The 22,056-nt window shown below is 54.0% G+C and carries 19 protein-coding genes; 16 read left to right on the top strand and 3 right to left on the bottom strand.

What is annotated here, in order from left to right:
- Positions 1 to 144: 144 nt before the first annotated feature.
- Positions 145 to 1,071, bottom strand: a complete 927-nt coding sequence (locus FIV00_RS09105) for a LysR family transcriptional regulator (RefSeq protein ID WP_152500454.1) — start codon at positions 1,069 to 1,071, stop codon at positions 145 to 147.
- 106 nt (positions 1,072 to 1,177) lie between these two features.
- Here FIV00_RS09105 and FIV00_RS09100 point away from each other — a divergent pair, with 106 nt between their 5' ends.
- From FIV00_RS09100 to FIV00_RS09045, 12 genes are all read left to right on the top strand, one after another.
- Positions 1,178 to 2,683, top strand: a complete 1,506-nt coding sequence (locus tag FIV00_RS09100) for an ABC transporter substrate-binding protein (protein ID WP_152500453.1) — start codon at positions 1,178 to 1,180, stop codon at positions 2,681 to 2,683.
- Positions 2,684 to 2,755: 72 nt separating this feature from the next.
- Positions 2,756 to 3,679: a carbohydrate ABC transporter permease gene (locus FIV00_RS09095; RefSeq protein WP_152500452.1), complete on the top strand. Its 924-nt coding sequence runs from the start codon at positions 2,756 to 2,758 to the stop codon at positions 3,677 to 3,679.
- Positions 3,676 to 4,542, top strand: coding sequence for a carbohydrate ABC transporter permease (locus FIV00_RS09090; protein ID WP_152500451.1), 867 nt, complete (start codon positions 3,676 to 3,678; stop codon positions 4,540 to 4,542). The genes FIV00_RS09095 and FIV00_RS09090 overlap by 4 nt, the downstream gene beginning before the upstream one ends.
- Positions 4,543 to 4,547: 5 nt before the next feature.
- Positions 4,548 to 6,083 (top strand): sulfatase, encoded by a 1,536-nt coding sequence (locus FIV00_RS09085; protein ID WP_247649364.1) that lies wholly within the window; start codon positions 4,548 to 4,550, stop codon positions 6,081 to 6,083.
- Positions 6,084 to 6,140: 57 nt separating this feature from the next.
- A complete protein-coding gene (locus FIV00_RS09080; protein ID WP_152504181.1) occupies positions 6,141 to 7,040 on the top strand; it encodes a formylglycine-generating enzyme family protein in 900 nt (299 codons plus the stop codon).
- Between the two features lie 104 nt (positions 7,041 to 7,144).
- Entirely contained in the window at positions 7,145 to 8,065 is a 921-nt protein-coding gene (locus FIV00_RS09075) for a LysR family transcriptional regulator (RefSeq protein ID WP_152500449.1), read from the top strand.
- 143 nt (positions 8,066 to 8,208) lie between these two features.
- Complete coding sequence (locus tag FIV00_RS09070) at positions 8,209 to 9,552, top strand: ABC transporter substrate-binding protein (protein WP_152500448.1); 1,344 nt, start codon at positions 8,209 to 8,211, stop codon at positions 9,550 to 9,552.
- Between the two features lie 79 nt (positions 9,553 to 9,631).
- Positions 9,632 to 10,507, top strand: a complete 876-nt coding sequence (locus FIV00_RS09065; RefSeq protein WP_152500447.1) for a carbohydrate ABC transporter permease — start codon at positions 9,632 to 9,634, stop codon at positions 10,505 to 10,507.
- On the top strand, positions 10,504 to 11,334 hold the full coding sequence (locus tag FIV00_RS09060) for a carbohydrate ABC transporter permease (protein WP_152500446.1): 831 nt from the start codon (positions 10,504 to 10,506) through the stop codon (positions 11,332 to 11,334). Before FIV00_RS09065 ends, FIV00_RS09060 begins: the two co-directional genes overlap by 4 nt.
- 7 nt (positions 11,335 to 11,341) lie before the next feature.
- Positions 11,342 to 12,877 (top strand): sulfatase, encoded by a 1,536-nt coding sequence (locus FIV00_RS09055; RefSeq protein ID WP_152500445.1) that lies wholly within the window; start codon positions 11,342 to 11,344, stop codon positions 12,875 to 12,877.
- On the top strand, positions 12,874 to 13,860 hold the full coding sequence (locus FIV00_RS09050) for a DUF4432 family protein (protein ID WP_152500444.1): 987 nt from the start codon (positions 12,874 to 12,876) through the stop codon (positions 13,858 to 13,860). The genes FIV00_RS09055 and FIV00_RS09050 overlap by 4 nt, the downstream gene beginning before the upstream one ends.
- Before the next feature lie 25 nt (positions 13,861 to 13,885).
- Complete coding sequence (locus FIV00_RS09045; protein WP_152500443.1) at positions 13,886 to 14,965, top strand: ABC transporter ATP-binding protein; 1,080 nt, start codon at positions 13,886 to 13,888, stop codon at positions 14,963 to 14,965.
- A 354-nt stretch (positions 14,966 to 15,319) separates the two neighbouring features.
- Here FIV00_RS09045 and FIV00_RS09040 read toward each other — a convergent pair whose 3' ends face one another.
- Positions 15,320 to 16,264: a 2-dehydro-3-deoxygalactonokinase gene (locus FIV00_RS09040; protein ID WP_173005922.1), complete on the bottom strand. Its 945-nt coding sequence runs from the start codon at positions 16,262 to 16,264 to the stop codon at positions 15,320 to 15,322.
- 50 nt (positions 16,265 to 16,314) lie between these two features.
- A complete protein-coding gene (locus FIV00_RS09035) occupies positions 16,315 to 17,280 on the bottom strand; it encodes a formylglycine-generating enzyme family protein (protein WP_152500441.1) in 966 nt (321 codons plus the stop codon).
- A 146-nt stretch (positions 17,281 to 17,426) separates the two neighbouring features.
- Between FIV00_RS09035 and FIV00_RS09030 the strand changes: the two genes are divergently transcribed.
- The 4 genes from FIV00_RS09030 (at position 17,427) to FIV00_RS09015 (ending at position 22,026) form a co-directional block, all read left to right on the top strand.
- Positions 17,427 to 18,905 carry a sulfatase gene (locus FIV00_RS09030; RefSeq protein WP_152500440.1) on the top strand — a complete coding sequence of 493 codons (1,479 nt, stop codon included), beginning with the start codon at positions 17,427 to 17,429 and terminating at the stop codon, positions 18,903 to 18,905.
- 64 nt (positions 18,906 to 18,969) lie between these two features.
- Positions 18,970 to 19,956, top strand: coding sequence for a tripartite tricarboxylate transporter substrate binding protein (locus tag FIV00_RS09025; protein ID WP_152500439.1), 987 nt, complete (start codon positions 18,970 to 18,972; stop codon positions 19,954 to 19,956).
- Between the two features lie 61 nt (positions 19,957 to 20,017).
- A complete protein-coding gene (locus tag FIV00_RS09020; protein ID WP_152500438.1) occupies positions 20,018 to 20,518 on the top strand; it encodes a tripartite tricarboxylate transporter TctB family protein in 501 nt (166 codons plus the stop codon).
- Positions 20,519 to 20,535: 17 nt separating this feature from the next.
- A complete protein-coding gene (locus FIV00_RS09015; RefSeq protein WP_152500437.1) occupies positions 20,536 to 22,026 on the top strand; it encodes a tripartite tricarboxylate transporter permease in 1,491 nt (496 codons plus the stop codon).
- Positions 22,027 to 22,056: the final 30 nt, after the last annotated feature.

The following is a 22,056-nucleotide window of genomic DNA, read 5'->3' as shown; positions in this document are numbered from 1 at the left end:
TTCGAGACACATATCGGTAATGGTCAGTGAGGGAATGTCAGCGGATACTGATTGAAAACAGCCGGCAATATCGCAACGGGACACCAGGTTTACCGAGTGATTGATCCCGCGTTTCGACAATGCGGTCTGGTCTCACGATCAAAATCAGGAAAATTCCGCCCCCCAGTTCGAGAGGGAAGCAACCTGGGCTTTAGTAAGGTCAAGCATCATCGTCATCGCATGATTGGCTTCCAGGCTTCTCCGGTATATCGGACCTGAAGCAAATCGGATTGCGGGGAGATCGGTTGACACAATTTTCAAACCTTTTCCGCTGTCAGAATTCAAAAAACTGCTTGGCAAAACTGCCAGATAATCGCCTTGTCTGAGGAGTTCCAGCGCCGTCAACATGGAATCGCACTGCAGGTTTGCACCTATACTAATCTCCGCCGTGTCATCCAGAGTGGCATTGATGGTGTCCAGATAGGCAACTTCGCTTTGATATGAGAGCCATGTTTGCGCGAGCAAATCCTCTGCGGCGGCGCTGCGGTCATGAATTGGATGTTCTGCATTCGCAACGATCACAAGCTTGGCGTTAAAAAGTGCTTTCCGAACCAGATATGAGGGCAAAGACTCGCGTCTTTGAAACCCACCAAAAAAAGCATCAAACTCCCCCTCTTTCAGACCCTCCACTCCTTCGGTGTAGTTGGTCGATTTCAGCTTGATAAAGAGTTTGGGAAACCGTTGATGCATCTTTGCAATTGCAGGAGGCAGTATTGTGGTCATCCAGACAGGAGCCGCGGCAATGCGCAGTTGACCCTGTTCTCCGTTTTGAAGTGCATTGAGTTCAGCTTCCGCGAGTTGATGTTCTCGCAGTAGATGCCGCGCCTGAGCATGTACAAGTTTGCCCAACGCTGTCAGATGCAGACCTCTGTCGCGCCGCTCGAACAACACGCCGCCAACCGCGGCTTCAAGAAGCTTGAGGCTACGTGTAAGGGCCGGCTGTGTAACCCCCACCATCTCTGCGGCCGCGCGCATGTTGTTTGTCTCAACAATAGCCACCAGCCTACGGAGGAGTTCTGGTTCGTAGATCATTGATCAGATTTTCTAATCAAAAATTTAGAAAAATTCAAATGCGTTATCAATTGAAACACATTAGCATTTTTTCAATTGGGTGCGCCGCACCTACTGGGAGGAAAAAATGAGTACATTTGAACTTTCGCGTCGTTCGTTTTTGACCCGCGCAAGTGCTGCTGTTGCAACGACTGCATTTGGGACAGGAGCTTCGATTGCACAGACCGTGCCCGCTCCGGTGAATACCGTTCCCGAGGGAGCCAAATTCCGCTGGATCGACAGTGGTGACCAGAAGGCAGTCTTCTTCAAGAAGTTCTTTGAGAAATATGGAGAAGCCCGGGGCATCGATGTTATTTATGATCCGCTTCCCTGGAATGAAATTGCCAAAGTCGTTCCCCTTGGTGTTCGCAACAACACTGCGCATGACGTGTTTGTTTTGCCGCGCAACTTCAGCCTTGCAGATGCGGTCAGCCAGGGCTGGGTTCAGCCCTATGACGAATTCATCCCCAACATTGAAGAGTGGAAAAAAGGCTTCCCGTCCGGAGCGTTTCTACCTGGCATCAACGAGTTCGAGGGCAAGACATATGGCCTGCCATTCACCTCGAACAAACGCTACGCATCTCACCTGCTCTACAACAAAGCCTATATGGATGCAGCTGGATTTGACCCTGAAGCCAAGCCGCTGACCCACAGCCAGTTCCGGGAAGCGGCGCGCAAAATCACTGAAGCAGGCCAGGGCAGATACTTCGGTTTCATCATTGGTGGATCGCAGCTCAATCGTTGGGCCGACGTTGTGCGAAATATCGGTCGCATCGCTGGCGCGAGCGCGGGTGGGGACGGCATCCTGGACGCTGACATTGACTTGCGTACGGGAGAGTATGTCTTCGATAGCGATGAGTATATCGCCGCGATCGAATTGCTTCTTGCCATGCAGTCCGACCGGAGCATGTTCCCCGGCTTCATCAACCTGAACGCCCCCCAGGCAAGAGCGTACATGCCTCAGGGCGCAGCAGGAATGATCCTGCAGGGACCGTGGAACATTCCCTCCTGGGAGAGCCAGAATCCCGATTTCGACTTTGGCCTGTCTTCAGCTCCTGTGCCAGAGTCCGGCAAGCAGGGCAAGTTGACGATCAGTCAGGGTGGCGCAAAACCAAACACCATTAGCTTGTGGTCAGGTTCCGAAAATGGAGCGATCGCTGGAGAGATCTTCCACTATCTTGGCACGCTCGAAGGACAGATCGAGTGGGCAAATGTGGTTGGTGCGGGCGATCCGCCAATCATGCCTGAAGCAGTGGCCAAAGCCGACATGTCGCCGCGTTCGAAACAGATCTTGAACCTTTTCAACGATCAGATCCGTGTCGGTCCCAATCCGCTGGTTCGCAATGGCGAAATGTCAAAGGTGGTTGCCGCCTATGTTGCTCCAGACGTTAATTTTGCGCGTACCGTGCAGGGTCTGGTCGCCGGTCAGCTATCCGGTGTCAAGGAACAGATGTCCGAACTTAAAGATCGCTACAATAGCGCGCTGGATGCCGCGTTCGCGAAAGCAAAAGCAGACGGTGCAAATGTGGATCGCTCCGAACTTGTCTTTGCAAATTGGAACCCGGACGTCGATTTCGGCGCAGCAGACTACTGACGTAGGTGTCCATTCAGGGGCCACAATCTCGCATGTGGCCCCTAACCCAATTCTGTAAGGTCAACTCTTTCCATGCGCGTCCTTGGAACTCTCCGGGTACACCGGTTCCATTACCTTATGATGCTGCCTGGCCTCGTATTGGCAGGCATGTTTGTCTTTTATCCAATCTTCGCGGCCATGTTCTATGCAATGCATGACTGGTCCGGGTTCACCGCACAAAAGATCTTTGTGGGGTTCGGTAATTTTCTAGCCCTGTTTCAAGACCCGATTTTCTGGAATGCCTTTGGACGCTCAATCGTGTTCCTTCTTGGAACCGTTCCGCTACAGATGGCAATCTCACTCATTCTGGCAATGGTGTTGAACATGCAGCTTCTGAAGCTGTCAACATTCTTCCGCACCATGATCTTCCTGCCGGTTGTGACCCCGGTCGCGGTTATCGGAATTGTCTGGACGTTTCTTTTGAGTCCTTTCAACGGCCCTGTGAACGGCCTCCTCCTGGATCTGGGACTGGTTTCTCAGCCGATCGATTTCCTTGGCTCCACTCAATCCGTCATGCCGTCCGTCATTGGAGTATACGTATGGAAGTGGCTCGGAATAACGCTGATTTACTGGCTTGCCGCTTTGCAGACGGTGCCGGATGAAGTCTACGACGCAGCTCGCCTGGACAACTGCAAAGGTCACCGGCTCGCTTTTTATGTTGTTCTTCCGATCATCAAACCATTTGCACTTGCAATATTGCTGATTTCCTCCGTAGCCGCTTTGAACGTATTTCCTTTGATCATGTCGATGACGAACGGCGGCCCGTTTTTCGGTTCCGAAGTGATGGAGATTTTCATTTATCGCACTGCCTTTGCAGCTGATGACGGCAGCATTCCGCAGTTGGGGTATGCGGCCGCGGCCGGCGTGCTGTTCGGTGCAGTGCTTTTGGGCCTGACCGCCCTTCAGGCGCTCGCAACACGGCGCACCCGAATGGCAACTGCAGGATCAAAAGCATGATTGCGCGCCTCTCCCCCAAACGGATCGTTTTTGGTGACCATGCGCCAACCCTGCGGATCACATTGACGTCGGTAATCCTTGCGCTGTTGTGCCTTGTCTGGATTTACCCCTTCCTCTGGATGGTTTCGACATCCCTGAAGTCCAATATGGAGATGTTTGCCAATCCGGGCCTGATCCCGCAGGACTTCATGTGGGACAACTACCGCCGCGCCTGGGTCGAAGCGAATATGGGGCGCTACTTCTTCAACACGCTGATTGTAACGGTAGGGTCTGTTTTTCTGGTCACAGTCAGCACGGCAATGCTGGGATACGTGCTGGGACGCTATCGGTTTCCAGGACGCACCACCTTCTTTATCGCATTCGTTGCGACGGTCTTCATTCCACAGGGTTTCACGATCATTCCCGTGTTCGAACTGCTGAGCATGATGGGCCTTTCCTCCAACCTGTTTGGACTGACGCTCGCAACCTCCGGTCACGCGATGGTCGTTTTCGTGGTGCTTTTTGCGGGATATTTCAGCCAGTTACCCAAGGAACTGGAGGAAGCTGCTCGTGTCGAAGGCGTCACCTTCTTCAAGATTTTCTGGTACGTCATGTTGCCTTTGGCACGGCCAATGGTCGTAACCGTGGTCATCATGCAAGTGTTGCACGCCTGGAACGACTTTCTATTGCCGCTCGTCATCACACTTGCAAACCCGGCAATCCGGACACTTTCCGTCGGAATCTATGCGTTCAAGGGCGAACAATCGATCGATTGGACTGGCATGTCGGCGGCGGCAACGATCTCGATCGTACCCGTCGTTATTCTCTTCGTTCTTCTTCAGCGTTACTTCATCAACGGCCTTGCTGGCGCCGTCAAAGGATGACGAAATTGACAAAACGTACCAACATCTTGCTCATCACCACCGACCAGCAGCACTTCAGCGCTCTCGGTGCCGTCAATCCAAAAATCGACACGCCAAATATCGATCGGTTGTGCCGGAACGGCACGCGCTTCGACAAGGCATATTGCCCTGCGCCCACCTGCACACCATCACGATCAAGCATTATTACAGGCTTATATCCCTCTCAGCATGGAGCCTGGACGATTGGCTGCAAACTGGACGAAAATATTCCGACAATCGGAAATTCGTTGTCTCAGCACGGCTATGCCACAGGACTTATCGGGAAAGCCCATTTTCAACCGCTCGCGGGCGATAGCCTGGAAAAACAGCCTCTGCTGAGGGACATCCCCTTCTGGCGCGAATTCAATGGGCCTTTCTATGGTTTCGAGCACGTAGAGCTGGTGCGCAACCATGCGGATGAAAGCCACGTTGGTCAGCATTATGCCGCTTGGCTTGAAGACAAGGGATTGACTGATTGGCCAGACTATTTTCAGCCGCTTCCTGGCGACGATGCCTCCAAAGCGCCTGCTCGCGCACCAGATGCTCCCTATTGGGCCCGCAAGGACCGGAATTGGCAATTGCCTCAGGAGTTGCACTACACGCCCTGGATCGGTGAACGGTCTGTCGCCTTCCTGGAAAAAGCAAAGACCGAAGGAAAACCCTTCTTCCTATGGACAAGTTTTCCGGATCCTCACCCTCCCTACACGGTTCCCGAACCGTGGGCCTCAATGTACGATCCGCAGGACATGGAACCGGGTGAAGTCGTCCCGGGAGAACACGATCTCAACGCACCGCATTTCGCGAAAACTCAAGAGCCTGATCCAGACTTTGCAAGCTGGCATGACCCGCACGAAGCTCACGGCTGTGACAGCCACCTTTATCCAAAGGACGAGCTCAAGAAGGATATGGCCGCCTATTACGGCATGATGAGCTTCCTGGATCAGGAGGTTGGACGCATCCTTGACTATCTTGATGCCGAGGGCCTGACTGAAGACACGCTTATCGTCTTCACGACCGATCACGGGCACTTTTTGGGACAGCACGGACTGGTCGCCAAAGGGCCATTTCACTATGAAGACATGCTGCGAATTCCCTTTATTGTCAGTTGGCCGGGACGAGTACCTGAAGGTCATGTGAGCAAGGCTATTCAAAGCCTGCTCGATCTGACACCAACTTTTCTTGAAGTTACAGGTCTTGGTCCAGCCCCCGAATTGCAAGGAGTTTCGCAGTTGCAAACCTGGCTGGGAACAGGTCCGGACGCTCGCAGTTTTGCAATCTGTGAAAACAGACACAATCCGGTCATGCCCCATGTAACGACCTACATCGAGGACCGTTTCAAGATTTCCGTCTACAGAACCGAAGAGCATGGAGAACTGTTTGACCTGGAGGAAGACCCGAATGAGATCCAGAACCTGTGGCACGACCCAGAAAGTCAATCATTGAAAACTCAAATGCTCCTTCGGATGATGCAAGGCGTCCAATGTTCTGAGCCTTTGAAATCTCCTCGCGTTGCACAGGCCTGAAGAGTGAAACTACACCAGGCATCACACAAGGCGTGCTGCACCCCGACCAGGGGCCTCATCGATCGTCCTGACTGTGCTGAACAAAAGACCCCAACATCAAGCGACGGAAGGCCAGATCTCGACACGGCGGTCATCCCCGGCGGGAACGCGATTCTCGGAACGAGGTTCCCGCTGATACCGAATGATGGAGAGGAAAGCCGGAAGGCCCCTGTGTTGCGTCAATTCAGAATGACGACAACCACAATCACGAATGCAGAATATGCGGCCTTCGTTCAAAGCACCGGTTATGTAACAGACGCAGAGCAATACGGTTGGTCGTTCGTGTTCTGGGCACAGCTTCCCGACAGCACAAGCGAAACGCAGGCAGTCGCCGGGACGGAATGGTGGCGCAAAGTTGAAGGAGCGAACTGGCGACACGTGGCAGGACCGGGAAGCGAAGCAGACTGGCAACCTGATCATCCTGTCGTGCATGTTTCGTGGAACGATGCCAAGGCATTTGCGAGCTGGGTGGGTGGACGTCTGCCCACCGAGGCTGAATGGGAACATGCCGCACGAGGAGGATTGGGAGATATCCCTTATCCGTGGGGAACCCGGGAACCCGACGATGAAACTTTCCAACCCTGCAACATATGGCAAGGCCGGTTTCCGCAAGACAACCTTGCTTTGGACGGACACCTAACCACAGCACCTGCGAAGTCGTTCGAACCCAATGGCTTCGGCCTCTACAATATGGTTGGAAATGTCTGGGAATGGGCGGCAGAGCCTTACAAAATTCCTTCCTTGAAAAGGGCAGTTCGGCAAAAGCTCGCTTCCATGAAGGGGTTCAAGTTGCTCAAGGGAGGCTCATTTTTGTGTCATCAAACCTATTGCTGGCGCTACCGCATTGCAGCGCGAAGCGGCGCGTCGCCCGACACGTCTTTGGCCCATCAGGGGTTTCGAGTGGTTTTTGATAAATGAGTGCAACATCCAGAAGCGTGGACACATCAGATGCCAGCTGCATACTCCGCGTGAAGGCAAATGCTCCAACAGCCTGACAATCGATCTTTGGTTCGGAAAATAGAATGTACGCCAAGCACAGGATAGACCTGCGACTGCTGACATATTTTCACACCGTCGCGGCGACCGGCAACATCACAAAAGCGGCTGAAGAATTGAACATCGCTCAGCCGACTTTGTCGAAAGCCCTGAAACTTCTGGAACGACAGACAGGCACAACCTTGATGGAACGCAGCGTGCATGGGATCAAACTGACCCCCATAGGCGAACGGCTCCAGCAACATGCAACCATTGTCCTGGCACAAGTCGGCAAGGCGCTGGACGAAGTCGACCAGCTCCGCACAGGTGGACTAGGCGAGGTTCGGGTGGGTGCAGGTCCTTCTTGGGTAAGGCGGTTTCTGCCAGAAATCGTCGCTGAGATGATGCAAGAAAGCCGCGACATCAAAGTGGAAATTGTCGGTGGTTTCGATGATAGCCTGACGGAACGGTTGGAAGCCGGCGAGCTGGACTTTATTGTAGCTGAACTTCCTCTTGCCGGTGTTGACGAAAATGAAGTCGACAAGCTGACCACCGACAATCTTGTTGTCGTCGGCCGGCCGGAACATCCATTAGCAGGCCGAAAAAATGTCTCCGCTGCGGAAGCTCTGTTACATGACTGGGCGCTCCCACCGGCAAACAATCTGGCAAGACGAAAACTGGATGGTGGCGCAACGACACTTGGCTTGGCACCGCCACGGCCGGAAGTCGTCTCATCATCGCAAACGTTTCTGATGACCGTTGTGCATCTTGCCGATTTGCTCCTCTACACGACCCGGACACAGCTAAAATCACCAGAAGGCAAAGGACTTGTCGAAATGGATGTGCCGCAACTCATCACCAGCCGGGAAGCCGGAATTATCTACCGAACACCCCGACTGCTTTCCCCGGCGGCCGCACTGCTGGCAGAGCGATTGAAGGAAGCCTGCCAGCAGGATCCATTTAATTAGTGGCAGAAATCCAACATCCCTTCCATAGCCAATAGCTATGGAATTGCTTAATAATATCATTTTTTCATGCCATCGGGACACGCTACGCTTGGAGCAATCTGAAGGAGTAACTGACTTCGTTCAGATGATGGGAGGATCAAAATATGCTTTTTCGAAATAACTTCGCCAAACGCGCCTTGCAAACCACCGTGGCCCTGGCTGCATTGACAGGTACGGCATTCGGACCAGCTGCAGCCGCGGACCAGGAACCGATCACAATCGTGATCAATCAGTCCCCCTGGTTCGCGGGATTCCAGGCCGTTGTCGAAAAATATGAGCAAGAGACAGGTAACATCGTCGAGCTCGACGTAAACCCATTTGCCGGCAGCCTTGAGAAACAACGCACGGCGGTCCGCTCCGATGAAAGCCCGTTTGATCTTGTCATCATGAACGCGGGCTTCTTCACCGAATTCTATACCGGTGGATTTCTTGATCCACTGAACGCGATCGATCCGGAATTCAAACTCAGCAAAGACATCTATACGTTCGATGACAGTGTCTGCTGGGATGCCAAAGCCGTCCGCATAACATGCGAAACCGGTGAATTGATGTCGGTCCCGGTAAACCCGAACATTCTTATTCTTCACTACCGATCGGATCTGTACCAGGAACACAATCTGTCGGTGCCTAAAACCTGGGACGAGTTGCTGGAGAACGCAAAGGTTCTGAAGAGCAAGAACATGTATGGCATCTCGCAACGCGGTCAACGCGGAGCCTTCGACGTCACCTACGATGTCTTTCCGTACATCTGGGCATATGGCGGTGGCATCATCGATCAGCAAGAAGACGGCAGCTACCGCATTTCCATGAACAGTCCTGAGACACGGGCAGGTATGGAAATGTATTTGAAACTCGCCGAAGAAGTCGGTCACCCGTCAACTGCCGGACAAACCCAGACAAATGTCATCCAGAACATGGCGACCGGCCGTGCCGCGCACATTGATTCCGTACTCGCTCCGGGGCTGTTCGATAATCCTGACAAGTCTGCGGTTGTCGGCAAGGTCGATTATGCGGCTCCTCCAGGCACTGTAGAACATGGTTCTGCGACCCCGTTGGGGCATTGGCTTGCCGGGGTTCCAAAGAACATTCCTGATGCCAACAAAAAGGCTGCGCTCGCATTCCTGACCTGGTTCCAAACCGACGCAGCTCAGCGGGCTTATGCAGAGGCAGGATCAGCTCCTGTCAGCCGTGCTGTCCTAACCTCAGAGATGGCGGATACGCAGGAGTTCCGTTGGATGAAAGCGCTTGCCGATGCGCTGCCAAATGCCCGGCTGACGTTCACAATTCCCGAGGCCAGTCAGCTCCTGGCGGTGACCGAGCTGCGTTTCAACCAGGCGATCGGTGAAGAAATGCCATTGAACGAAGCCTTGAACACAGCAGCGGCTGAGATCGCCAAAGTGCTCGAGGACGCGGGCTACAAGTACCAGAAACTTGAAGATCTGAACTAGTCGCACTCCTCCCCAACTCACGGGGCTGTTTGTCACCGGACAGCCCCTTTTTTCTTACGATTTTGCTGGATTCGACCCTATGAGTGCAGACAGGTTTTGGCGGCATGCAACTCTGTGGCCAGCTATTTTGCTCTTTGTCGCGCTGACGATACTGCCATTGGCCAATCTACTCGCACTGAGTTTCAATGATGTCGAATGGGTGAACAGAACACCTGTGTGGAACTGGGTCGGTGTCTCTAACTATCAGAAATTACCCGACGACAATCTGCTGCGCGCAGGATTGCTGAACACCGTGATTTTCGCGGTCGCCGCTGTCGCGATCCAGATGTTGATCGGCTTCATTCTGGCGCTGTTGACCACCCAGATCACCCGCGGCCGCAGCTTCTACCGCACCATCTTCATCCTGCCCATTCTGGTGCCTGGGATTATCATCGGAGCGATCTGGAAATTGATGTATTCCTACGATTTCGGCGTTCTGAACCAGGTGCTCGGTTTCTTGGGAATATCAGCGCTTGATTGGCTCGGAAGCCCGAACCTGGCTCTCCTGTCGGTTATCATTGTCGACGTGTGGCACTGGACGCCATTCTGTTTCCTTCTTTTGCTGGCCGGTTTGGAGTCTCTGCCCGACGATATTTTTGAGGCGGCCCGCATTGACGGCGCTACCGGTTGGCAGATCCTGCGCGACATCACGCTTCCACTCATGATGCCAGCCATCATAGTGACCTTCGTCTTTCGAATGATCCTCGCTTTCAAGGTTTTCGACGAGATCTACCTTCTGACCGGCGGCGGTCCGGGGACCGCCACGGAGGTGATCAGTTTTACGATTTACCGCCGCTTCTTCACCGAAGACCAATCCGGATACGGTGCGGCTATGTCCATTGCCGTCATCGCGATCATCGCCGCAATGATCATCGTCGCAACCAGGGCAACTGCTGGTCGAGGGAGCAAAGTATGAGCGAACGCCTTCGATCTGCAGATCTGCTGCGTCATGCGGTTCTCTTCACCTTTGCCGTAATTGTGCTGTTCCCTTTTTTGTGGATCGTTATGGCGGCCTTCAAGACCCAGATCGACCTGCTCATGGGCCGGTTCTTTTTCCAGCCGAACCTGACGGGTTTTGTTGATGTGATCTTCGACAAGACGTCAGACTTCGGCAGGAACTTCATGAATTCGATGATTGTCGGCATCGGCAGCACCATTCTGGTTCTGGTCGTTGCGACACTCGCGGCCTTTTCTTTGTACCGATTGCAATGGCCCGGCTGGGTATTGCATTCGTTGCTCGGATGGTCGGTCATCTTTCACATGGTGCCGCCAATCACGCTTGCCGGCGCCTGGTATACAATGATGCGTTCCGTGGGACTGGATAACACCTATACGGGCCTCATCCTGGCTCATGCGACCTTGAACCTGCCAATGGCTCTCTGGATGATGGGTGTTTTCATCCGTGACGTTCCAAAGGAACTTGTCGAGGCTGCGCAAATCGATGGCGCCAACGTTCCAAACATACTCTGGAACGTCGTTCTTCCTATCGTCCGCCCCGGCATCGCTGCGACAAGCATCCTGGCGTTTGTTTTCAGCTGGAACGAGTTTCCCGTCGCGCTGGTTCTGACACAGAGGCAAACAGCGACCGTCCCGCTCGGGATCGGCAAATACGCCCAGGAGAACACAATCGCCTTTACGGAAATGGCGGCAGCTTCGACGCTTTCAATTGTTCCAGCACTAATCCTGCTGGTCTTTGCTCAAAAACTGATCGTTCGCGGACTGGTTTCCGGCGCAGTTAAATAGGTGAATTATGAAAACGGTTTTCGTGCTCTTCGATTCTCTCAACCGGCACATGCTCTCACCCTATGGCGGCACTCGAATTCCAACGCCGAATTTTGACCGTCTGGCGGCAAGGAGCACCACATTCGACAAGCACTATGTCGGTTCGATGCCCTGTATGCCCGCCCGACGGGATCTTCTTACAGGGCGTCTCAGCTTCCTGCACCGCAGCTGGGGCCCCATGGAGCCTTTCGACAATTCGTTCCCCGAAATTCTCGCAAGAGAAAAGGGCGTCTACAGCCATCTGGTAACGGACCATTTTCACTATTTCGAGGACGGCGGTGCCACCTATCACACAAAATATGACAGCTACGACTTTATCCGCGGACAGGAAGGTGACCGCTGGAAGGCCATGGTGCAGCCGCACTGGGAACGCTTGAGGGAAAAATACGCTGAGGGTCAATTTTCCAAGGAGCGCCGAACTTACAAGGCGCAGAACATCATCAACCGGGAGTTCATCCGGGAGGAAAAGGATTTTCCGTCAGTACAGGTTTTCGATGCCGGTATGGATTTCATCGACCGGAACAAGGATGCCGACGATTGGCTTCTTCAGATCGAGACCTTTGATCCTCACGAGCCATTTCATGCCCCTGAAGCGTACAAGAAACCATTCGAAACCGGTTGGACAGGCCCTATTCTCGACTGGCCGAGATACGGCCGTGTAGACGAGCTTCCAGAAGAATGCGAGGAGCTGCGCGCCAACTACTATGCAACTGTTTCGTTGTGTGACGCTCTTTTGGGCCGTCTGTTGGATCAGTTCGACCGTGAGAATCTGTGGGACGATACTCTTCTGGTGGTCACAACAGACCATGGTTTTTTGCTTGGAGAGCACGATTTCTGGTCCAAAAACCGGATGAATATCTATGAGGAAATCGCGCATATTCCGCTGTTCGTATTTGACCCGAGAAGACCCGGAAGTCATGGAACGCGCGTCGACGGATTGACACAGACGAGTGATATCGCACCAACATTTCTGCACGCCTATGACGCGAAGGTTCCTGGAGAAGTCTGCGCCCAGTCGTTGCTTCCAATGCTTGACGGTGCCCCTTCGACCTACGAAGCGATCCTTTACGGCTATTTTGGAGGGGCAGTGAATATCACGGACGGGCGCTATACCTACCACAGGTATCCGCCCGACTTGCGAACGCAGGAAATCTATCAGTACACGCTCATGCCAACGCATATATATGAGCCCTTTGCCCTCAAGGAGTTGCGCGAAACAACCCTGGCGGATCCCTTTCCGTTCACCAAAGGAACGCCATTGCTGCGCGTACCGGTCAAGCCGGGAACGGCAATGTCCCGTGCTTACGGGCCGGATTGTTTCATTGAAGACGACACTCGCCTCTACGACCTTGAAACGGATCCAGGTCAGCAAACACCGTTGGCTGAGGCAGACATCGAGGCCAGATTGGCCACCGCAATGGCGCGTATAATGGACACATTAAGCGCACCGCAGGAAGCTTTCGACCGCCTCTCGCTAAGCACCACGATGAGTGCAGCAGAATGAGCGCCAACTGGCCAATATCTGAGCGGGCCCTGCTGGAAGCCTTGGTCGGCGACCGGCGGCAACTGGCCTCCATTCGACAGGTGGAGCTGCAGGACGGTGCAGAACGCGGTGTGCGAGCGCTTGTGTTTTCTACCGGCGCCGGACTTGATTTCTGGGTTCTCCAGGATCGCAGCATGGACATTGGCCTGCTGAGCTGGCGAGGAACTCCCCTTGCCTGGCATCACCCGGACGGTTTTGCAGACCCAGCGCTGCGCCCATCTTCAAGCGACGCGGGTAGAGGTGTGCAGCGTGCCCTGGGAGGATTTCTCGTCACGTGCGGTCTGGACAATGTTCGTCAACCGCGTGGCGATCTTCCTCTACATGGCTCGCTTCCGTTTACCCCCGCGCGGTTGATTTCCTCATTCGAAGACTGGTCGTCACCTACTCCTGCCCTCATAGCGGAAGGTGAAATCGTTTCCGCGCATCTGGGTAAGTCCTGCTACCGAATGCGCAGACGCATCGAAGCACCGATTGCCGGATCGAGTCTCACGATAAAGGACTGGGTGGAAAATATCGGGCCAAACGAAGCTGAACTCATGATCCTCTATCACATGAATTTCGGCTTTCCGGTTGTGGCTCCAGGGACGACTGTCTCACTGAACCATTCACCTGTCCCTTTCAAGGCCCCGATTACGTCCGGCTGTGCGAAAACCGACCTTGAAGCAGATTGCCGACCCTCAGCTGGAACCAACGGTCGCTTCCAGGTGGATCTTCATCGAGATGCCTCCGGGCCATGGCCTGGAATTCACGTGAGGCTTTCAGGAGAGGCGTCTGCGTTGCCATATATGCAGTTCTGGCGGGATCCTCGCCCAAGACGAAATGTCCTGGCTATTGAGCCGGCCAATTGCGATCGCAACTCCGACGGCACCAGCGGACCTGGCACGACGCTCGCGCCCGGTGAGGTGTGGACCTCAACCCTTCAAATCGAATTTTCCGGACCTTAACGGACAGCCGACAAAGGAAACAGTCATGGCAACCGTATCGCTGCGAGGCGTCAACAAGTCATTCGGCAGACATCAGGTCATCAAGGACATCAGTCTTGATGTCGAAGAAGGTGAATTTGTCGTGCTGATCGGCCCGTCCGGCTGTGGCAAATCCACTCTTTTAAGAATGATCGCCGGTTTGGAATCCATTACAACCGGCGAATTGCTGATCGACGGCAAGCGTATGAACGACGTTCCCCCGCGCGAACGCGGCATCTCCATGGTGTTTCAGTCTTATGCGCTCTACCCACATATGACGAGCGAGAAGAACATGTCGTTTTCGTTGCGGATCGCGGGCGTCTCAGAAACAGACAGAAAGCAAAAAGTGCAGCACGCTGCTGACATACTCGGACTGTCTTCCTACCTTGAGCGCCTGCCTCGGCAGTTGTCTGGGGGGCAAAGGCAACGTGTCGCCATGGGGCGTGCCATCGTTCGCGAACCCTCCGTGTTTCTGTTCGATGAACCGCTTTCCAATCTCGATGCAAAACTGCGTGTAAAGATGCGGGCCGAGTTGAAGGAACTGCATCAGAAATTAAAGACGACGACAATCTATGTGACTCACGACCAGGTCGAGGCCATGACACTCGCAGACAGGATTGTTGTTCTGCGTGACGGAGTGATCGAACAAATGGGGGCACCGCTCGACCTCTATGACGCTCCAGCAAATGCCTTTGTAGGTACCTTTCTGGGGTCCCCGTCGATGAACCTATTTGACGGAGAGATCCGCCAAGGTGAACCGGACGCAGTTTATTTGCCTGATGGAGAACGCTTCCCGTTGTCGCAACGCTCAGAACATCGCGGCCAGGTGCAAGTGGGCATACGCCCTGAGAATCTGAAGCTTGTTGCGCAATCAGATCCCAACACGATTACGGCAGAAGTCGTCGTTGTGGAACCAACTGGAAGCATTACGGAAATCGTTCTCAGAAAAGGCGAAAGGGACTTTACAATTACATCATCCGAACGCCTGAACTTGCAGGCTGGAGAAACGGTATCGCTGGCCGCAGACGCAAACGCCATACAAGTGTTTGAGGCCGACGATAAACTGCTTCTGAATGAAAGCGCTTAGCGCCGCACAACATGGCATCCGCTTTCGGACATTCATTTCATTGGTTCAGACTCTGCTTGAGCTACTCTCTGAAGTTCGGACACATGCGTACGCTGCTGACCTTCAACAACAAGGTATTCTGGTCGTCGATGTGTCTCAGATTGATGTTGGCGGCCACAGCACTTTTGCAGGTTCATTGCTTGTGCTGTTACCCAAAATGGTCCTGTCCACCATGAGAACGACAACGACGGCAAGATGATCGCCCCCCGGTTTGCAGCCTCTGTTCAGGTTGAATGAGAATGCCGCCTTACTTGCGTTGCACAGTCGTGAGCATGTCACCAAAAGGTCCAAAAAGTCGCCGTGTTAATGTGTTGATCAGCTGGCAGTTTTTGGAGCACGGCCCTGCAGCAAACGGCAGCCCGCTATAAAGGCCTCTTCACCTTGAATACACGTGATGGAGTGTCCGTGCCGGGTAAATGCCAGATGGTAGGCGCTCAGGAGTTGCTGAGATCCAATGACGATCAGTTCGCCGGAACGATCTGCTTTCATCTCTGCTGTTGCCGCGGCTATTTCCGAACCGATCATGACGCCGGACACAAATGACTTTCGCTCCACGGGGCTGCGATGCGGATCCGCGACGAACTCAGCGCGCACCCGAAAGGGTGCTTCCAACAGATTGCCGCCCGAGCGCACACATTCGACACCGGCGACAAAGGTGTTCCTGTCCATCTCAGCGCCAGCGTGCCGCATGCAATCTGCAAGAACACTTTGACCACACATCAGGTCGAAAAGTTCTCCAGTCATAAAGGTGCGGATCGATGTGATGCTGCCTTCACTGACATTCACCCATTTGCTGTGAGAACCTGGCAGGCAAAAGACGGCATTCTTTTCGTTCTGCAATGCCATGCCTCCAAGAACCTGCACCTCCTCACCGCGCATGATCCCGCTGACATGCCCAGTGTCTTCGCATGAGGCGACCCCGGGAACGATTTGGATTTCGGCACATTGGGAATGTTGGGCCGTAAATAGCTTTTCGGCGATCATGGCAGCAACGCAAGGCGCGCGAACAAGAGGCACCGCACACCAGCCCAGATCACTGCCGACCATGCCAGCCATCAAGATCTTTGCAACCCGATCTCCCTCAAGCCAATCGCCTATGTTTTCCTGCAAGACTGCTTCACAGCTGCCGGGATCGATCTTCTTGACGCCCTGCACTGAAGCTCTTTGGTCCAGACAATTCCCGGTCTCATCGACAAGGTAGGCCCGAAAACTGCTTGTGCCCCAGTCTACATAAACTGCATTGGCCGTTGGCTTATTCACTTGACACTCTCCACTTCCAACGAGACGGTCCTCAACCTGGCGACGCCCGGTCAACAGTTCTCCGAATTGTCGTAAACAAGCCTGAAACCCATATGAGTGGAGGCGGAATCCGCCGTATTTGCGGTACGGGCGGCGATGCGGTACCGGAAGCAATAGCTTTGATGGCAAAGGAATGAACCACCCTTTAGAAGAGCCATGTCCTTGAGAGACGACATCGCCACTTTGCTGCTGCTATGCCGCATCGGTTCGTTGACGAAAGAATCGGCGGTCCACTCCCATACATTTCCAACCATATTCTTGAGGCCGTAACCGTTGGCTTGAAAGCTGTCGGAAGGGGCTGTGGCTTCAAAGCCATCAGATGCCAGGTTCGCATTCGGAAAATCGCCTTGCCAAATATTGCAGGGCGTGAAGGCGTCGTCTGGATCCTGATCTCCCCAGGGATAACGCACATCGCCCAAGCCACCACGCGCGGCATGTTCCCATTCCAGTTCTGTTGGCAATCGACCTCCTGCCCACTGTGCAAATGCAATCGCATCGTTCCTGGAAACGTGGACGACCGGATGATGCGCCAATGCGCTGCGGGTGTCTTCCCGTCCGCAAAGGCTCCTCCAACAGGCACCTTCCGCAACTCGCCACCAAGGCGTTTGCGCAACCGCTTGCGTGGGGGGAAAATCGTCCGGCAACTGATGATGGAAAACAAATGACCAGCCGATGCGTTCTGCATCCGTCTGATATCCGGTCGCCTCAATGAAATGTGCAAATCGCTGAGTTGTAACGGCAACCCTATCTATCTCGAAAGACTGGACCTTTCCAAACCGTATGGGTCCTTCGAAATCTGATCGGATAGCAGGAAAATCTGTGCCAAGCATGGCCTTTGAGGCCTGGATTTGAGCGACCATTCGTTCGCTTCGATCCTCGGCGGCAAGAGGAAAACTGCAGGCTGTTTTCCTGATTGCCGTTTCACCGCCTTGCCTCACCGCGCAGCAAGATCGATCTCCATTCAAATTGGCTTCCATGCATACCTCCCTGGAGCCTCTTCCGCGTTGCGGTCGAGTAAACCAAAAAAAACAAATTGACATTTTGGCCCAACCAATTCAACCTTTGAAGGACAGAAAGAGCCAAATACTGAGCATCTCAGGCTCTGGGAGGAGATTTAAGGCACATGAATCTCGGAAAAGCCGAAAACCAAAAAGACAATGTGAAGGCAGATGAAGAAGATCGTCCGAACATTATCTTTATCATTACTGATCAACAGCGCTTTGATACGATTGCGGCCCACGGCCACGATCATATGGAGACACCGCATCTGGACCGTCTGGTCAGCGAAGGTGTGTCCTTTACGAACTGCCACATCACAGCAGCGAGCTGCGTGCCGTGCCGTGCGAGCCTTTTCACCGGCTACTATCCTCACGTGAACGGAGTGCTGGAAAACGAACAGTTGTGGCAGCACACATGGGTCGAGAAGCTGCGCGACGCCGGATACACATGTGTCAATGTCGGCAAGATGCACACCAATCCCTTTAACGCGGATGCAGGGTTCGACGAGCGCTACATCGTCGAAAACAAGGACCGCTATTTGCAGGGCCGCTGGTACTTCGATGAATGGGATAAAGCACTTGCCGCGCATGGCTTGGTGAAACAACAGCGCGAAAAGTATCGGGAAAGGGACGATTACGGTCGGGCGCTTGGTGCTTTCGAATGGGAACTGCCGGAGAACCTGCATTCAGACGTCTTTGTCGGCAATTTTGCCAAATGGTGGTTGGACACGAAGCCGAAAGCAGAACCGCTTTTCATGCAGATCGGATTCCCCGGTCCGCATCCCCCCTATGATCCAACGCCCAGATTTGCCGAACGGTACATGGGCAAAAACAACATACCTGCCCCAAAAGTCAGCGATACCGACCTTTCAGGGCAACCGTCTTACCTTGAGCACAAAAGGGTGCACGACGCAGAGGTGGACCACGATTCCATCCTTTGGAACCCTGACAGATCCGACGAAGACATACGCCGGATGCGAGCTTACTACTACGCCAACGTCACGATGATCGATGAAAGCATTGGCCGGCTAATGCAGTCGCTTGAAGACAATGGTTACATCGACAACACGGTCATCATCTTTGTTTCGGATCACGGAGACTGCCTGGGGGATCACGGCGTGTCTCAGAAGTGGTCGATGTACGACGTGGTGACCAAGGTCCCGGCGATTGTATGGGCGCCCAAACGCTTCGAAGGATCGCGTACGCTCGATGGGCTTTGTCAATTGTTTGATTTTGGTCCAACCATTCTTGAACTGGCCGGGCTTGCCGTCCCTGACGACTACGAAGCTCAAAGCCTCTTGCCTGCCCTAAAAGGTGAAGACTGGACGCCCCGGGAGCGCGTTTACTGCGAACAGGCCGGAGACATGGCGCTCACAGGCGCTGACTTCATCACCATGGTTCGCGATGAAAGATACAAGCTCGTGCATCTCATGGGCTCTCAGGAAGGTCAACTTTTCGACCTTAAGACCGACCCGGATGAAATGATCAATCTCTGGGATTGTGAAGCCCACGCCGAAATCAGAACCAAAATGAAAGAGGACATTTTGAACTGGTTGATCGCAAGCAATCACAAGACACGCGACAGGTTCGCGCGCGCTCGTTAGCGCAAAACGGGAATTCACTCACGCGAAGCGGAAACAATACTGAACCAAACATCGGGAGGAGAAGATGTCTTTATTCAAATCAACGCGCAGGACGATCCTTGGATTGGCCGTAGCCGCCGCCGCAACCCCCGGCTGGCTCGCGCTCGGCACATCTGAGGCTGCCGCCGAGTTTCCGAACAAACCGATCAAGGTCTATGTCGGTTTCAAACCAGGCGGTCGCACGGATACCATTGCCCGCAAGATCTCGCAGTACATCAATGACAACGAGTTGCTCGCGCAACCCATGGTGATCGTGAACAAGCCCGGCGCCGCATCAGCAAACGCTGCCCGGGAAGTCCTGAGCGCTGATCAAGATGGCCACACCATCATGCATTGGTCGCATGGAATGCTGATTTCAAATGCGTTGGGCGTCAATGAGATTCATCCGGAGGATTTCACGTCTCTCGGCTTTTCAGGTGGCGGCAGTCCGGTCTGGGCCGTCAGGAGCGATTCTGAAATCAAATCCCTCAACGACCTGGTCACGAAACTCAAGGCAGAGCCTGAGAGCCTGGTCGAGGCAGTTGGCATTGGAACCGTGCCGCACCTAATCGGCGCATGGCTGGCTGATTCAGCAGGGTTCAAAACGCGTTTGATTGGTGCTCCCGGTGGTGCAGACCGACTTGCCAGATTGATTGGAGGCAACGCGGATATCGCCCTGTTTTCGGCTCAGGAATATAAGAAGTTCCAGCCGAACGGCGTGAACGCAGTTGTGTTTTTTGGGGCTGAACGCCTCGCCAATCTGCCGGACGTGCCGACAGCCAAGGAACTCGGTTATGACGTGGTCTGGGCAAATCCCGCCTGGTGGCTCGGCCCAAAGGATATGGATCCGGAGGCCGCCGAAAAACTCTCTGCGGCGATCAAGACCGCCATTGAGAGCGATGAGATGAAGGCATGGTTTTCAGAAAACTCTCTTGATCCGTACTGGACGGCCGGACCTGAAGCAACAGAACAGTCCCTGGCTGTTCTGACGACACTGAAGAAGGTCGCGGAAGACAACAACATCAAGAAATAGGCGCCAGTCATTACCCGTGGCTCGTCAGAGCCACGGGCGGATAGTGCGGAGGAACAAAACTATGTCGGCCAGACAAACGGCGAAGATGGAGGTCTTCGTGGGCGTCGCCCTCATTCTATTCAGCGCTGCAATCTATTCCGCTGCGGGGTCCCTTCCGCCGCCGAACTTCGAGCCACTTGGATCAGCAGCTCTGCCGCGCATATTGGCCGCTATCATGGCTGGTCTTTGCCTGATCATGATGCTGCGCGGTTTCCGCACCCTGCGAGCACAGTCACCGTCTCTGAACAACGCATCTGCAAAGGGCGAAGAAGCCCCCGACTTACCGCCTCAAAGACCATACCTCTCTGCAATCGTATTTGTCTGCACGGTGTGTTTTGTCGCCGCAATGGATCTGAAGCTCCTGTCCTTCCCACCTGCAGGCATCGCTTTCATGTCTTTGATCCTCTTTTTGATGAACGACATGAAGGTAAGGCAATTACCTCTAATTGTTGGGTTTTCCGCAGCACTGGTTCTATCCAGCTACTGGGTCTTTACCCGGTTCTTCTTTATCGACTTGCCTTAAGTGAGAGGAACGCAGGTATGCAGCCTTTCTTGGATTCCCTGTTTTATCTACTTCAGCCATTGCCATTCGCGCTTGTCTTCCTGGGTGTCGCACTGGGCATCGTTGTGGGCGGAATTCCCGGTCTGACGACCACGATGCTTATTACGCTCACACTGCCACTGACTTTTTTCATGGACAGCGTGAACGCAATCATCTTGCTGATCGGTATGTATGTCGGGGGTATCTCAGGCAGTCAGATTTCAGCGACACTTTTGCGCATGCCAGGCACCCCATCATCGATCATGACGACCTTTGATGGCTATCCGCTGACACTCAAGGGCCGTGCGGAGCGTGCGCTCGGTCTCGGCATTACCGCTTCTTTTGTCGGAGGCATTGTCTCCTTTCTGTTTCTTGCTGTCCTTGCGCCTCCGTTTTCTCGGCTGGCCGTAACTTTTGGCCCCTGGGAGTATTTCACAATGGTGCTGATGGCACTGGTGATGCTGTCAAGCCTGAGTCAGGGATCGCTGCTGAAGGGCTTGATCGCCGCCTGTTTCGGGATGCTTCTGCACATGCCGGGCATCGACCCCTCGGCCGGCATAACCCGATTGACATTCGGATTTGAATCGCTCGAAAGCGGCCTCAGTCTCCTGCCGGTTTTGATCGGTGCCTTCGCGGTCAGTCAGATATTCAAGGACATCATCAACATTGACATGCGTCCGCCGCTCGCCAAACTCGGCCGCCGAGGCATGTTGCTGTCATTCGGTGATTGGACCCGTTTCGCACCGAATTTTCTCCGCTCGAGCCTGGTTGGCACATGGGTGGGGATCCTCCCCGGCATCGGCGCAAACATTGCGTCGATGCTGTCCTATTCCATGGCACGAAGCGCCTCTAAGGAACCCGAAAAGTTTGGCACGGGCCACGAACCCGGCGTGATCGCCGCTGAAACCGCCAACAATGCATCCGTAGGCGGTGCATTAATTCCGCTCATCACTCTTGGCATTCCAGGCTCGGTGGTCGACGCCATCCTGATTGGGGCATTGATCATGCACAATCTGGAACCCGGGCCGCTCTTGTTCATCTCCAACCCGGAAATCGCCTACGGCGTGATCACGGCGTATCTGGTTGGCAATGTGATCATGTTCGCCATCATGATGTTCGCGGTCGTTTACATTGCAAAAATGCTCTACGTACCAAGATCGTACCTGCTCGCCTCGATACTCCTCTTCTGCGTTATCGGTATTTTTGCGGTCGCCAACAGCTTCTTCGATGTCTGGATCATGCTGGCACTCGGTGTCGTCGGCTTCGTTATGGAACGCGCTAAAATGCCGCTCGGGCCTTTTGTAATCGGCTTTGTCCTTGCGCCGATCGCGGAAGAACAATTGCGATCCGGCCTGATGTCGACCGGGGGCAGCATAGAACCCCTGTTCACACGCCCGTTTGCTGCGGCGTTTCTCGCGATCTCCGTATTGTCGCTCTGCTGGCCCCTCCTTCAGGCCTGGTTGAAGCGCCGAAGACTTGCGTCCGCGTAACAGGTTCCCTCAAGGCTAAGAAAAGAAACG

This window comes from Labrenzia sp. THAF82 (assembly GCF_009363435.1).
Classification (GTDB): domain Bacteria; phylum Pseudomonadota; class Alphaproteobacteria; order Rhizobiales; family Stappiaceae; genus Roseibium; species Roseibium porphyridii.
The sequence above is the reverse complement of the archived record's forward strand: the minus strand, read 5'-3'. Positions and strand labels throughout refer to the sequence as shown.